The sequence below is a fragment of the Pseudomonas sp. GW821-FHT11G12 genome, assembly GCF_058808055.1.
Window position 1 is genome coordinate 19674 of the sequence record NZ_JBXARH010000012.1, and the last position, 13869, is coordinate 33542.

Consider the following 13869-nt stretch of genomic DNA (forward strand, 5'->3'; position numbering starts at 1 on the left):
GTGTCCAGATCAACTCAGGCCGGCGCGTGTTCTTCCATCGCAGCCTTGTAGATGGAGTTCTTCGGCCGGGCGAACAGGCGCTCCATCATCGGTTCGAAGAAGCTCAGCGGCAGGGTGTCGTAATCCGGGTCGAATGCCGCCGCGTCGTATTTCGCGCAGAATTCCGCGGTCGCCTGATACTGCGGATGACCGCTGAACTGCTCGCGCAGGTGCCGATCCATGCCCAGGTGATGGAAGAAGTAGTAGCCCTGGAAGATCCCGTGCTTTTCCACCATCCACAGGTTCTCGGCGCTGACGAACGGCTTGAGAATGGCGGCGGCGATGTCCGGGTGATTGTAGGAGCCCAGCGTGTCGCCGATGTCGTGGAGCAGGGCGCAGACCACGTATTCCTCGTCGCGTCCGTCGCGATATGCACGGGTCGCGGTTTGCAGCGAGTGGGTCAGGCGATCCACCGGAAACCCGCCGAAATCACCTTCGAGCAATTTCAGGTGCGCCATGATCCGGCCCGGCAGTTGACGGGCGTAGGCGCTGAAGTCCGCCGCGATAATCGCCCAGTCTTCCTGCGTGCCGTCCTTCATATGGGTGAAACGGGCATTGGCATTCATCGGCAATCCTCTTGGTCAGGGTTTCTAGAACGCCACGCGGCCCAGGATCATGTCGCGGTACATGACGAAATCCCCCAGCAGGCTGTAGAACGGATGCTGGAATGTCGCCGGCCGGTTCTTCTCGAAAAAGAAATGGCCGACCCAGGCGAAGCTGTAGCCGGCCAGCGGCAGGGCCAGCAACAGCAGCCAGGCGCCCTTGGCGATGGTCATCGCGAGAATGAAGATCACCAGCGTCGTCCCGATGAAATGCAGGCGACGGCAGGTGCTGTTGCTGTGTTCGCTGAGGTAATACGGATAGAACTCGGCGAAGCTGTTGAAAGGCTTGATGGTTTCCACGACCGCGATCTCTGTGGTTATTGTTCTGATTGCAAGTTGTTCGGTGGGTAGCTTATTTGAGTCTAGAGTGATCATTGGCGTCGGCCAGTGACAATCGGCGCCACTTTACTATCCTTGGGAAATCGGCCGTAGTATGCGGCTCACCATGTCATCCAAGAAAAAACGCCATGAGCGAACGAACGACATCTGCAAGCTGGGCGATGGGGATTGTCAAGGCACTGGAAATGGACGGCCTGGATTGCCGGGTTCTGTTCAAACAGCTGGGGCTCGACTACGCGGCGCTGGAGGATCCGGACGCACGCTTCCCGCAGGATTCCATGACCCGACTCTGGCAACGGGCGGTCGAGCTGTCCGGCAATCCCGCCATTGGTCTGAACATGGGCAAGGTGGTGCGACCGGCGTCGTTCCATGTGGCGGGCTACGCGCTGATGTCCAGCAACACCCTGGCCGAAGGCTTTCAGCGACTGGTGCGTTATCAGCGGATCATTGCCGAAAGTGCCGACTTGAGTTTTCGTCTGCTCGACGAAGGTTATGCATTGATTCTGACGGTGCACGGCGATCATCTGCCGCCGACCCGGCAAAGTGCCGAAGCCTCGCTGGCCTGCGCACTGGCGCTGTGCGGCTGGCTGACCGGGCGCACGCTGCACCCGCGCAAAGTGCTGGTGCAGGGCGACGAGCCCGATGATCTTCAACCCTACAAGCAAGCCTTTCATGCACCGCTGGTGTTCAACGCGCCGTATGACGCGCTGATCTTCGAACGCGCGGACATGGAAGCGCCGCTGCCCACCGCCAACGAGGCGATGGCGCTGCTGCACGACCGGTTTGCCGGGGAATATCTGGCGCGGTTTTCCGAAAGCCGTGTGACCCACAAGGCGCGTCAGGTGTTGTGCCGCTTGCTGCCGCAGGGCGAGCCCAAGCGCGATACGGTGGCGCAGACCCTGCACCTGTCGCAACGCACTTTGCAACGGCGTTTGCAGGAGGAGGGCACCAGTTTTCAGCAGTTGCTGGATGACACCCGCCGAGAACTCGCCGAGCAATACCTGGCGCAGCCGAGCATGACCTTGCTGGAGATTGCCTATCTGCTGGGGTTTGCCGATCCGAGCAATTTCTTCCGTGCCTTCCGCCGCTGGTTCGACACCACGCCCGGCGATTACCGGGCGCGGTTGCTGGAGGCGCCGAACGCGATCAGTGACGCCAGAACGCCGGAATACACAGCACAAACACCGTAATGATCTCCAGTCGGCCGAGCAGCATGCCGAACGACAGAATCCACTTGGCCGCATCCGGCAGGCTGGCGAAGTTGCCGGCCGGGCCGATGGTTTCGCCCAGCCCCGGGCCGACGCCGGATACGGTGCTGGCGGCGCCGGTCAACGCGGTCATCCAGTCCACGCCCAGCAGCGACAGCAGCAGGGCGATCACGCAGATGGTAATGGCGAAGAAGAACGAGAACGTCAGGATCGACCGGACGATTTCCTCGTCGAGGCGATGACCGTTGTACTTCTGTTTGATCACCGCACGCGGGTGGATCAGCTGGTTAAGGTTGGCCTTGAGCAGGATGTAGGCGACCTGGAAGCGGAAGATCTTGATCCCGCCCGCCGTCGAGCCGGAGCAGCCACCGACGAAGCCCAGATAGAAGAACAGCATCAGTGAGAAATTCCCCCACAGGCTGTAATCCCCCAATGCGAATCCGGTGGTGGTGACCACTGACGTCACGTTCAGCGCCACATGGCGAAGGGCGTCCAGCCAATGCAGGTTGGTGGTCCACCAGTACCACGTGCCGAGCACCAGCCAGGTCACCAGCAACATGCCGAGCAAACCCTGCACCTGTTGATCCTTGATCAGCGCCCGACGGTTGCCGCGCAGCGTCGCCACGTACAGGGTGAACGGCAGGCTGCCGAGGATCATCACCACCACTGCCACCCAGTGCACCGCCGGTTGCGTCCACTTGGCCAGGGATTGGTCGGAGGTCGAGAAACCGCCGGTGGAGATCGCCGACATCGCGTGGTTGATCGCATCGAACGGACTCATGCCCGCCCACCAGAACGCCAGGCTGCCGAGAATGGTGATGCCCACGTATGCCGCCACGATCAGCCGCGCCACCATGTGCGAGCGGGGCATGACCTTTTCCGAGCGGTCCGAGGATTCGGTCTGGAACAGGCGCATGCCGCCGATGCGCAGCAGCGGCAGAATCGCCACCGCCATGCCGATGAAGCCGATGCCGCCGAGCCAGTGCAGCAGCGAGCGCCACATCAGGATGCCCGGGGACATGGTGTCCAGCCCGCTCAATACAGTCGAGCCGGTGGCCGTGATGCCGGACATGCTTTCGAAGAACGAGTCGGTGTAGCTGATGTGCTGGGTCAGCAAAAACGGCAGCGCGGCGAAGATGCACACCACCAGCCAACTGGTGACGGTCAGCAGGTACATGTCGCGGGGACGCAGGTGAATGTGTTCCGGGCGCCCGGGAATCACCAGCGCGAGGCCGGCGAGGAAGGTGATCATGCTCGCCCAGAGGAACGACGGCAGATCGCCGGTGCGGTCGAAAATCACCAGGGTGGCCATGGGCACGACCATGGCGATGGCCAGGGTGATCAGGAAGATGCCGATGATGAAACCAATGATCCGTAAGGTCGGCAACGCCATGAAGTCCGCTCGGGCTGATGTGGGAAGGGCGCCATTCTACCTGCGGGGCAAGGCATGTAAACCGACGCGGCCGGATCACTTGCAGCTAGAATAGCCGGACATTTTTTTCAGGAGGTGGCCGATGCAGGCTCTCGACGCTTTGCTCAACCGTGTTTCCGTTCCACGACTGATCGATCCGGCCCCCACCGCCGAACAGCGCGAAGTGCTGTTTGCCGCCGCGACCCGTGCACCGGATCACGGGCATTTGCAGCCGTATCGCTTCCTGACCGTCGAAGGCGCGGCGCGTGAGCAGATGGGCGAGTTGCTGGCCGAAGCGGCGCAGATGCAGGAAGGCGAAGTCACCGAAGCGATGATCGACAAGGCCCGCAACGGCCCGCTGCGGGCGCCACTGGTGGTCGTGGTCATCGCCAAATTGCAGGATCACGTCAAATACCCGAAAGCCGAGCAGTTGCTGGCGGCGGGCTGTGCGGCGCACGGGATTCTGCTGGCGGCCTACGCGCAGGGGATTGGCGCGGTATGGCGCACCGGTGATCTGGCGTACTCGAAGCATGTCGCCAAGGGTTTGGGGCTGACGGATGGCGAAGAGGTGATTGCGTTCCTTTACCTCGGTACGCCGCAGAAAGAACCGCGGGTGGCCGAGAAGGTTGATCTGGCGGAGTTTGTCAGCGCCTGGCCAGCAAAGGCTTAAAGGGCGTTAAAAGCTTTAAAAGCGCCCTCACCCTAACCCTCTCCCGGAGGGAGAGGGGACTGATTGTGGGATGCTGCAGAGGTTCACCGACCTGAACGAACTTGGCCGAATCCGGAATGGACTCGGTTCAAGTGCTTCGGCCAAATCCGAATTGGCTTGGTTCAGGTGCTTTTTGCGGAACCGCAATCGACTCGGTCATTCAGGTCGATGTATGACCTAAGACACCTCGGTCGGCTCCCTCTCCCTCCGGGAGAGGGCTGGGGTGAGGGGCTGCTTCTAGGGCTGGACCACCGCTCCGGGCTCCAACGGCAATTCAAGACTGGCCACAAACCCGCCCTGCGGGTGATTGGCCAGCACCAGCGTCCCGCCATGGCGCTCCGCCGCTCTCCGGGCGATCGCCAGGCCCAGGCCGTGCCCGGCCGCAGTCTGCCCCGGCGCCCGATAAAACGGTTCGCCCAACTGATTCAAATGTTCGGCCTGCACCCCCGGCCCGTGGTCGCGCACGCTGACCACGATTCGCTCGCCCTGACGTGAAGCCTGCATTTCGATCGATTGCCCCACCGGGTTGAAGCGCTGGGCGTTGCGCAGCAGGTTGTCCACGGCGCGCTCGATCATGGTCGGCCATCCGGTCATGTTGAGCTGCGGCTCGACCTCCAGGCGGACGGTCTGCTCGGGCGAGCCGAGTTGCGCGTCCTTTTGCAGAGAGCCCAGCAGGGCATTCAGGTCCACGGCTTCGGCACTGGCGTTGTCGGCGTCGACCCGCGCCAGCACCAGGATTTCACTGATCAACGCTTCCAGCCGATCGCACTCGCGGGTCAGGCGTGGCCAGAGCTTTTCCCGTTCTTCCGGGCTCGCCCGTTCGGCCAATGCCAGCGCGATGCGTAGCCGTGCCAGCGGTGAACGCAACTCGTGGGACACGTCGCGCAGCAACTGGCGCTGACTGCCGATCAGGCTTTGCAGGCGTGCGCCCATGCGGTTGAAATCGTTGGCGAGCACGCCGAACTCATCGCGACGGTTGGCCAGTTTCGCCAGGCTGTTCTGCTGATAGGTGGTCTGCCCCAGATCGTGCACCGCGCCGCGCAAACGGCTGAGCGGACGGGTGATGGAGAAGGTCACCAGCAGGCTGAACAGGGTCAGCACCACCAATGCGATACCCAGCGCACTCAATGGCCAGAGCAGGCTTTCGCGATGCCAGGCGTCGAGTTCCGGGTGCGGGATGCGGTAGATAAAGAGGTAGGTGTCGCCGCTTTTTTCGCTGGTGAACTCATCGGTCAGTCGTCGCCATGGCAGGCGTCGGTCGTCATTGTTCTGCCGTGCTTCGAAAGCGGCCGCGCGACGGGGGAAGGTGCCACGCACCACGGGGTCGCCGCTCTCGTTCAGCACTTGCACGTCGATGTGGTATTGGCGTTTGCGTTGTTCGAGGATGTCCTGGGCAGCGTCTTCGCCCTGGGCTTCGTAGGTCTGCGTCCAGTCGGCGGCCAGGGTGTTGAGGCCCGGATGGCGGCTGAGGATCCACGCGTCCTGGTTGAGCATGTGCCCCAGCAGAATGGAAAGCCCTGCAACCAGAGCGATGGCCAGCCAGAAGCTCGCGAGAATACGCCAGAACAATGAACGCACGGAAAGTCCTCAAACAAAGAAAACCCAACGGCGGTGAGCCGTTGGGTCGGGGCGTGACGCTAGAACATTATTGCGCCTTTTGCGGTTGTTGCGCTTTCCAGGCCTTGAATTCAGCCCATTCGGCGCGACGCTCGTCCTGTTTCTTCTGGATCTCGTCGAATTTTTTCTGTTGATCCGGCTTCAGCACGGCGCGGACATCGGATTCGGCTTTCTTGTGGTTGGCCGCCATCTCGTCCTTCATGGCTTTCTGGTCGGCTGGCGAGAGTTTCTCCAGGTATTTCTCGACCGTCTGCTTACGCTCGTGCATCTGCTCGCCCATGATCTTGCGGATCTGCTCGCGCTGTTCGCGGGACAGGTCCAACTGGCTGTACGGGCCTTTGCCGTGCATGCCGTGCATCTGACCGCCGTGGCGCCAGCCACCGTCCGGCCCGCCCATCGGGCCACCATCCTGCGGCACGGCCATGGCGACGGTTGGCAGAGCGGCAGCGAACATCAGAGCGATAAGAGTCTTGCGCATGGTGTATCTCCTTGTCTCGTTCCCGGTACGTTCCGGATGAGTCCAGATTACGGAGATCAAGGTCAGCGGCGGTCAGCGCTGGGTAAAGCTTGGGTAAAGACGCTTTGTCATCAAACTGACAAAGCGTCCGGGTGCGGGGATTCAGAGGCTGTAATAGTAGCCGCGGCTGCGCAGGGCGACGATGCGCGGGCGGCCGTCGGCGTGGGGGCCGATCTTCTTGCGCAGGTTGCTGACGTGCATGTCCAGGCTGCGGTCGTACAGGGTCAGCTTGCGGCCGAGGGCGATCTGCGCCAGTTCCTGTTTGTCCAGCGGCTCGCCGGGTTGCTTGAGCAGGGCTTCGAGCAGGCGGCTTTCGGAAACGGTGAGGGTGAATTCCTTCTCGTCGATGCTGACCACGCCACGCACCGGGCTGAAACTCAAATCACCCAACTCAAGTTGGGTCGAGACGGCGGCTGGGTGACTGCGGCGCAAAACGGCGCGCAGGCGGGCGGTGAGCTCGCGCGGGTCGCACGGTTTGGCCAGGTAATCGTCGGCACCCAGTTCCAGGCCGAGGATGCGATCCAGCGGCTCGCCGCGAGCCGAGAGCATCAGCACCGGCAGATCGGGGTGGTCGTTGCGCAGTTGCTTGAGCAGTTCCAGACCGCTGCCGTCAGGCAGCATCACGTCCAGCACCACGGCGGCAGGCGCGGTCTCGGCCAGTGCCTTGCGGGCGCTCTGGCCGTCGTGACATGCACGGACCTGAAAGCCTTCCTGGCTCAGCCAACTGCTCAGGAGCTCACACAGCTCCTCGTCATCATCAATCAGTAACAGCTCGCTCATGACTCACTCAATTTAGCCATTGTCGACGTTTTCGACTTGCACCACTGGCAAAGATACCGCAGAGCAGGGCCAATAGCGCTACCCCGGCACCGGTGACGAACCATTGCTGCTGTTCGGTCAGCAGGCGCGGCAGCGGGCTGGCTTGGGCTTCCTTGAGTTGCAGCTTCAGGCGCTGGTTCTCTTGGCGCAACCGGGCAAGCTGGGCGCTTTCGCGGGTGTTGTCGGCATCTTGCAGTTGTTTGCTCAGTTCTTCCCGCTGCTGCTCGCTGGCCTTCAGGCGCTGCTGCAACTCGGTGATCTGGCTGCCGGCGCTCAACGAAAGCGGCGTGGAGTTGCCGCTTTCGGTGGTTTCTACACCATGGGCGGGCGCCACGATCGACAACGTGACCAACATCAGACACAACGGACCCTTGCGCATCGCGACTCCTGTTACCAAATGGATATTGGGCAGGTTGTCGGCCGGCAAACGAGAATAATGAGCGATTGAGAACGCGATGAACCGACAAGGTTCATCGCGTGGGGACACGGGCGGGGGAAAGTTACGGCAGGACTTGCTTGAACGGCTTCACGACAACATTGGCGTAGACACCGGCGGCGATGTACGGATCGGCATCGGCCCAGGCTTGCGCAGCGCTCAGGGAGTCGAATTCGGCGACGATCAGGCTGCCGGTGAAACCCGCAGCGCCCGGATCATTGCTGTCGACGGCCGGGTGCGGGCCGGCCAGGACGATGCGGCCTTCGCCCTTGAGCACTTGCAGGCGTTCAAGGTGGGCCGGGCGGGCGGCGAGGCGCGCGTCCAGGGAGTTGGCGACGTCGGTGGCAATGATTGCGTAGAGCATGTCAGTCCTCGGTTTTTGGCGTTGTGGTATCGGCGTCGTGCAGGTGACGGGTCAGGTAGATGCCCTGAGCGACCAGGAACAGCACGGTCAGGCCCAGGCTGCCGAATACCTTGAAGTCCACCCAGTAGTCCTGGAAGGTGAAGGCGACGAACAGGTTGGCGGCGCCGCAGAACAGCAAGAAAGCGATCCAGGCGATGTTCAGGCGCGCCCAGATCGGTTCCGGCAGCGTCACTGCGTGACCCATGATGCGTTTGATCAGCAGGCGGTCACCGATGAAATGGCTGCCGAGGAAGGCCAGGGCGAACAGCCAGTTGACCACCGGGGCTTTCCATTTCAGGAAGGTTTCGCTGTGGAAGGCCAGGGTCAGGCTGCCGAACACGAGGCAGGCGATCAGGGTCAGCCACTGGCTCTTTTCCAGCTTGCGCTGCTTGATGAAGAGCGCGCCATAGACCACCAGGGAGCTGATGATCAGCACGGCCGTGGCGCTGTAAATACCGCCTACGGTCAACTCATGACCGGCGACGTCGACGGTGCGTGGATCGAGTTTGTAGACGATGAAGAACAGCAGAAGCGGGATGAAATCGATGAATTGTTTCACAGTGAGAGCCAGAAGCTGGATGTGGCGGCATAATAACAAACATATGGGCGCGCGATAGCGCCAGCTGATTTGAGGTTACACATCCCCGTGAATGTTGATTTGCACTGCCATAGCACGGCCTCCGATGGCGCCCTGGCGCCTGCGGCACTGGTTGCGCGTGCGTTCGAGAACGGCGTGCGAGTCCTGGCCCTGACCGATCACGATACCCTCGAAGGCTTGGCCGAGGCGCGCATCGCGGCCACGGAACTGGGGATGCAACTGGTCAACGGCGTCGAGCTGTCCTGCACCTGGGGCGGTGCCACCATTCACGTGCTGGGCTACGGTTTCGACGTCAACGCCGCGCCATTGGTTGAGGCGATTGCGAAGCTGCACGATGGCCGCTGGCTACGGTCTGAAGAAATAAGCCGCAAGCTCGCCCTCAAGGGCATGCCGAATGCGCTCGACGGCGCACGGCAGATCCAGCAGGAACTGGGCGACAGCGGCAACGCGCCGGCCCGTCCGCATTTCGCCGACTGGATGGTGCGTGAAGGTTTCGTCAAGGATCGCGCCGAGGCGTTTCGTAAATGGCTCGGCGCCGGCAAGCTGGGGGACGTCAAGCAACACTGGCCGACCCTCGAAGACACCGTCGGCACGCTGCGCGCCGCCGGGGCGTGGGTCAGCCTGGCGCATCCCTGGCACTACGATTTCACGCGCAGCAAGCGCCGAAAGCTGATTGCCGACTATATTCAAGCGGGCGGGCATGCGATCGAAGTGGTCAACGGTCATCAGCCTGCGGAACAGGTGGGCAGCCTTGCAATCCTTGCCCGTGAGTTCGGTCTGCTGGTCAGCGCCGGCAGTGATTTCCATGGCCCTGGTGGCTGGTCCGAGATCGGCCAGTACCGGCCGGTGCCGGAGGACCTTCCACCCCTGTGGTGTCGGTTCAAACATGACACAGTTATTGCCGCCGTCTGAACAGGTAGAGAATGTGAGTCAATTTTTCCAGATCCATCCGGAAAACCCGCAAGCGCGCCTGATCAAACAGGCGGTCGAAATCATCCGCAAAGGCGGGGTGGTGGTCTATCCAACGGACTCTTCCTACGCAATCGGTTGCCAGATCGGCGACAAGAACGGCATCGAGCGCGTTCGACGCCTGCGTCAGCTCGACGAAAAGCACAACTTCGCGCTGATCTGCAGCGACCTGTCGCAACTGGGCAATTACGCCAAGATCGACACCGGCACCTTCCGTATTCTCAAGGCTCATTTGCCGGGGCCTTACACGTTCATTCTCAACGCCACCCGCGAAGTGCCACGGCTTTTGCTGCACCCGAAGAAGCGCACCATCGGCCTGCGGGTGCCGAGCCATCCGATCGCTTTGGCGTTGCTTGCCGAACTGGGCGAGCCGCTGATGAGCGTGACCCTGATCATGCCGGGCGATGAAGACCCGCTGAGCGATCCGTACGAAATGCGCCAGTTGCTCGAGCATCAAGTGGACCTGATCATCGACGGCGGTTTCGGTGGCATCAAGGCCTCCACCGTGATTGACCTGACCGGCGACGATCCGGAAGTGGTCCGCGTCGGTTGCGGCGATCCGGCTCCGTTCATGGTCGAGGCCTGAATGTCCGCAGTGGAAACCGTTGATCCCCAGGCCGGTGCCCAGCAGGAACTGCCGTTTGCGATGGTCTATGGCCAGGCCGTCACGGAAATGCCGCTGGACCTGTACATCCCGCCGGACGCCCTGGAAGTCTTCCTCGAAGCCTTCGAAGGCCCGCTCGATCTGCTGCTGTACCTGATCCGCAAACAGAACATCAACATCCTCGACATCCCGGTGGCGGAAATCACCCGCCAGTACATGGGCTATGTCGAGTTGATGCAGTCGGTGCGCCTGGAACTGGCCGCCGAGTATCTGGTGATGGCGGCGATGCTGGCCGAGATCAAGTCGCGGATGCTGCTGCCCCGGGCCGAAACCGTCGAAGAGGAAGAGGACGACCCGCGCGCCGAACTGATCCGTCGCCTGCAGGAATACGAACGCTTCAAGGCCGCTGCCGAAGGCATCGACGGCCTGAGCCGCGTCGGCCGCGACGTGATCGTGCCCAAGCTCGATGCCCCGGAAGCCCGGGCGCGCAAGCTGTTGCCGGACGTGGCGCTGGAAGAGATATTGATGTCCATGGCCGAAGTGCTGCGCCGTGGCGATATGTTCGAAAGCCATCAGGTCAGCCGCGAGGCACTGTCCACCCGCGAACGCATGAGCGATGTGCTGGAGCGGCTCAAGGGCGCCGGGTTTGTGCCGTTCGTCGAGCTGTTCACCGCCGAGGAAGGCCGGCTCGGCGTGGTGGTGACCTTCATGGCGATCCTTGAACTGGTCAAGGAATCCTTGGTCGAGCTGGTGCAGAATGAGCCGTTCGCCGCGATCCACGTGCGAGCCCGAGCCGAATAACGAGTCCCGATATGAACCTGAGTGAACCCCGCGAGCTGGCGCCCCTGCTTGAAGCCTTTCTGTTGGCCTCGGGAAAGCCGCAAACCCTTGAACGCCTGTACGAGTTGTTCGAGGAAGGTGAACGGCCGGAACCGCCGGTCTTCAAGAAGGCACTGACCCTGCTCGGCAAGTCCTGCGAGGGGCGGGCGTTCGAGCTCGTGGAGGTTGCCTCCGGCTATCGCCTGCAGATCCGCGAGAAGTTCGCGCCATGGGTCGGCCGCCTGTGGGAAGAGCGCCCGCAGCGTTATTCCCGGGCCCTGCTGGAAACCATGGCGTTGATTGCCTATCGCCAGCCGATCACCCGCGGCGAGATCGAAGACGTGCGTGGCGTGGCGGTCAACACCAACATCGTCAAGACGCTGATGGAGCGTGAGTGGATCCGCATCGTTGGTTACCGCGATGTGCCGGGCAAACCGGCGATGTTCGCCACCACCAAGCTGTTTCTCGATCACTTCAACCTCAAGAGCCTCGACGAGTTGCCACCGCTGGCCGAACTGCGCGAGATCGAGCCGGATCCGGTGCTCGACTTCGACGACGCTCCAGTGCCGCCGGGCTTGCAGGAACTGGCCGATGCCAGCGCCGAGCCGGAAGAGCCGAAAGAGGAAACCAGTTTCCACACGCTGCTGCTGGAACTGGACAGCATGGAGGAGGGGATCAAGACCGACTTCGACGATTTGCTGCGTGATGTTGCGGATGGCGAGCCGATGCCATCGGGGTTTGAGTCCGACCTGATTGAACCGCCAGTCGATGTGGAGCCTGAAGTAGAGCCAGAGGACGATTTTGAGCCTGAATCGGAATTTGAGCCTGAGCCCGAGCAGGAAGACGATGTGCTCGGCGTGGCCGAAGCCCGGGAAAAACTGCTGGCCGCCGTCGCCCGGCTTGAACAACCCGCACCAGATCCGGAACCAGAACTGAGCGAAGAAGAAGCCGAAGCCCGCGCCCTGGCCGAGGCCATCGAAGCCGAGCGCCGCGAGTTCGAAGATTGAGCATGAGCTCAGCCAAGGACCCGTGCGTCAGCCTCTGCAAGTTCAGCGACGACGTCTGCCTTGGCTGCGGTCGCAGCAAGCGCGAGATCAGGGTCTGGAAGAAACTCGACAAGGACGACAAGCGCACGGTGCTCGCCGAAGCTTCGCTGCGCCTGATCAAGCTCGGTGCCACCGGTCGGCGGAAAAAGAAATAACCTTGCCTCGATCGACTAGTCTCTGATGCGCGAACGAACACATCCGCGTATGATTCGCGACCCTTCGGCGATCCCTTCGCCCGAAAACCCAGATTTCAACGTTTCAGCGGGCTCAATCCTGAGCCGCTGAACAGACCACACCGGGAGGTGCCCAGATGAGTGACAACCAGAAAGACGACCAGGAAATCGGCCCAGCAGGCGAAAAACTGCAGAAAGTCCTCGCCCGTATCGGCGTCGGCTCGCGCCGTGACGTGGAAGCGTGGATCAGCCAGGGCCGGATCAAGGTCAACGGCAAAGACGCCACCCTCGGCCTGCGCGTCGACATGCACGATGCAATCACCATTGATGGCAAGGTCATCAAGCGTGAAGAGGCTGCCGAGTCGGTCCGCCGCGTGATCATGTATAACAAGCCCGATGGCGAGATCTGCACCCGTGACGACCCGGAAGGCCGTCCGACCGTGTTCGACAAGTTGCCGCGTCCGAAAGAAGGGCGCTGGATCAACATCGGTCGTCTCGACATCAACACCACCGGCCTGCTGATGTTCACCACCGACGGTGAGCTGGCCAACCGCCTGATGCACCCGTCCTACGAGATGGACCGTGAGTACGCGGTCCGTGTTCGCGGCGAAGTCGATGACGAGATGATCGAACGTCTGAAGGCCGGCGTTGTGCTGGAAGACGGCCCGGCGCGTTTCACCGACATCAAACAGGCACCGGGTGGCGAAGGCTTCAACCACTGGTATCACTGCGTGGTGATGGAAGGTCGCAACCGTGAAGTGCGTCGTCTGTGGGAATCCCAGGGTCTGGTGGTCAGCCGTCTGAAGCGTGTGCGTTTCGGTCCGGTGTTCCTCAACTCCGACCTGCCGATGGGCCGCTGGCGCGAAATGAGCCAGTACGAAGTCGATATTCTGAGTGCTGAAGTCGGCCTGACCCCGGTAGCCATGCCGCAACTGAACGCCAAGAGCAAAGACAAGCTCGATCGCATGCAGCGCAAGTCGTCGCGTCCTATGGCCCGTACCGAGCGCGTGCGTACCCTGCGTCCGGCCAATGGCGCACCGGCGGCTGCCGGCCCGCGTCAAGTGCGTGAGCCGCAGATCGAAGGCGAGCGTCCAGGTCGCAAGCCAGCAGCACGTGACGGCGAGCGCGCTCCGCGTCCGGCCAATGGCCGTACCGAGCGTGGCGAGCGGGGTGCTCCGGCCGGTCGCGGTACGCCGGTGGCGGATCGTCCAGCCGACACCAAGCGCCCGGCCAAGCCTGCGCCGAAGCGTCCAGGCATCAAACTGGCTGACGATGACAAGCCGTCGGGCAAGCGTCGTGGCGCACCGGCCGGTTCCGGCCAGCGTCCGGGTTTCGGTCGCAAGAAGCCTGAATGATCGTATTCAGCGCTGAATGAAAAAACGCCAACCTTCGGGTTGGCGTTTTTTTTTGGATTTTTTATTTCTTTTTTTCAGCGGTTTTTTCTGATTTGAAAACAAAAAACCTGAAGCACTTTCAAATAGTTAGCGAGCTAACAGCCACGGGCGGACCCCTTCTCGATTCGTCTGCTGTGGAAACTTTACGTTACGCGCTGTCAGTAAA

17 protein-coding genes are annotated in these 13869 nt (G+C 61.9%); 8 read left to right on the forward strand and 9 right to left on the reverse strand.

Going from position 1 to position 13869, the window contains the following annotated elements:
- Nucleotides 1–14: 14 nt before the first annotated feature.
- Together AC1RR7_RS27465 and AC1RR7_RS27470 are read right to left on the reverse strand one after the other, a co-directional pair.
- The gene (locus AC1RR7_RS27465) at nt 15–605 is read right to left on the reverse strand and encodes an HD domain-containing protein (protein WP_096822234.1); all 591 of its coding nucleotides are present in this window, start codon (nt 603–605) and stop codon (nt 15–17) included.
- 24 nt (nt 606–629) lie between these two features.
- Nucleotides 630–941: an Mpo1-like protein gene (locus AC1RR7_RS27470; protein WP_096822233.1), complete on the reverse strand. Its 312-nt coding sequence runs from the start codon at nt 939–941 to the stop codon at nt 630–632.
- A 167-nt stretch (nt 942–1108) separates the two neighbouring features.
- On the opposite strand from AC1RR7_RS27470, the gene AC1RR7_RS27475 reads away from it, so the two are divergent.
- On the forward strand, nt 1109–2170 hold the full coding sequence (locus tag AC1RR7_RS27475) for an AraC family transcriptional regulator (protein WP_217993314.1): 1062 nt from the start codon (nt 1109–1111) through the stop codon (nt 2168–2170).
- Here AC1RR7_RS27475 and AC1RR7_RS27480 read toward each other — a convergent pair.
- Entirely contained in the window at nt 2127–3581 is a 1455-nt protein-coding gene (locus AC1RR7_RS27480; RefSeq protein ID WP_096822231.1) for a TrkH family potassium uptake protein, read from the reverse strand. The genes AC1RR7_RS27475 and AC1RR7_RS27480 overlap by 44 nt on opposite strands.
- Nucleotides 3582–3702: 121 nt before the next feature.
- On the opposite strand from AC1RR7_RS27480, the gene AC1RR7_RS27485 reads away from it, so the two are divergent.
- Nucleotides 3703–4269 (forward strand): nitroreductase family protein, encoded by a 567-nt coding sequence (locus tag AC1RR7_RS27485; protein WP_493158805.1) that lies wholly within the window; start codon nt 3703–3705, stop codon nt 4267–4269.
- A gap of 276 nt (nt 4270–4545) precedes the next feature.
- Here the strand turns inward: AC1RR7_RS27485 and AC1RR7_RS27490 are convergent, their stop codons facing one another.
- The 6 genes from AC1RR7_RS27490 to AC1RR7_RS27515 form a co-directional block, all read right to left on the reverse strand.
- Complete coding sequence (locus AC1RR7_RS27490) at nt 4546–5886, reverse strand: sensor histidine kinase (RefSeq protein WP_493158806.1); 1341 nt, start codon at nt 5884–5886, stop codon at nt 4546–4548.
- 67 nt (nt 5887–5953) lie between these two features.
- Nucleotides 5954–6403: a Spy/CpxP family protein refolding chaperone gene (locus tag AC1RR7_RS27495; RefSeq protein ID WP_102620317.1), complete on the reverse strand. Its 450-nt coding sequence runs from the start codon at nt 6401–6403 to the stop codon at nt 5954–5956.
- A 141-nt stretch (nt 6404–6544) separates the two neighbouring features.
- Nucleotides 6545–7222 carry a response regulator transcription factor gene (locus tag AC1RR7_RS27500; RefSeq protein WP_096822228.1) on the reverse strand — a complete coding sequence of 226 codons (678 nt, stop codon included), beginning with the start codon at nt 7220–7222 and terminating at the stop codon, nt 6545–6547.
- 7 nt (nt 7223–7229) lie between these two features.
- The gene (locus AC1RR7_RS27505) at nt 7230–7640 is read right to left on the reverse strand and encodes an SH3 domain-containing protein (RefSeq protein ID WP_096822227.1); all 411 of its coding nucleotides are present in this window, start codon (nt 7638–7640) and stop codon (nt 7230–7232) included.
- Nucleotides 7641–7761: 121 nt separating this feature from the next.
- Nucleotides 7762–8061: a YciI family protein gene (locus tag AC1RR7_RS27510; protein WP_096822226.1), complete on the reverse strand. Its 300-nt coding sequence runs from the start codon at nt 8059–8061 to the stop codon at nt 7762–7764.
- A gap of 1 nt (nt 8062) precedes the next feature.
- Nucleotides 8063–8659, reverse strand: coding sequence for a septation protein A (locus AC1RR7_RS27515; protein ID WP_102620318.1), 597 nt, complete (start codon nt 8657–8659; stop codon nt 8063–8065).
- Between the two features lie 87 nt (nt 8660–8746).
- Here AC1RR7_RS27515 and AC1RR7_RS27520 point away from each other — a divergent pair, with 87 nt between their 5' ends.
- The 6 genes from AC1RR7_RS27520 (at nt 8747) to rluB (ending at nt 13664) form a co-directional block, all read left to right on the forward strand.
- Nucleotides 8747–9610, forward strand: coding sequence for a PHP domain-containing protein (locus AC1RR7_RS27520; RefSeq protein WP_096822224.1), 864 nt, complete (start codon nt 8747–8749; stop codon nt 9608–9610).
- A gap of 13 nt (nt 9611–9623) precedes the next feature.
- A complete protein-coding gene (locus AC1RR7_RS27525) occupies nt 9624–10253 on the forward strand; it encodes an L-threonylcarbamoyladenylate synthase (protein ID WP_096822250.1) in 630 nt (209 codons plus the stop codon).
- The gene (locus AC1RR7_RS27530; protein WP_096822223.1) at nt 10254–11072 is read left to right on the forward strand and encodes a segregation and condensation protein A; all 819 of its coding nucleotides are present in this window, start codon (nt 10254–10256) and stop codon (nt 11070–11072) included.
- Between the two features lie 11 nt (nt 11073–11083).
- On the forward strand, nt 11084–12097 hold the full coding sequence (gene scpB / locus AC1RR7_RS27535; RefSeq protein ID WP_493091982.1) for an SMC-Scp complex subunit ScpB: 1014 nt from the start codon (nt 11084–11086) through the stop codon (nt 12095–12097).
- Nucleotides 12098–12099: 2 nt separating this feature from the next.
- Nucleotides 12100–12291 carry a DUF1289 domain-containing protein gene (locus AC1RR7_RS27540; protein WP_493158807.1) on the forward strand — a complete coding sequence of 64 codons (192 nt, stop codon included), beginning with the start codon at nt 12100–12102 and terminating at the stop codon, nt 12289–12291.
- A 155-nt stretch (nt 12292–12446) separates the two neighbouring features.
- Entirely contained in the window at nt 12447–13664 is a 1218-nt protein-coding gene (rluB, locus tag AC1RR7_RS27545; protein WP_096822221.1) for a 23S rRNA pseudouridine(2605) synthase RluB, read from the forward strand.
- Nucleotides 13665–13869: the final 205 nt, after the last annotated feature.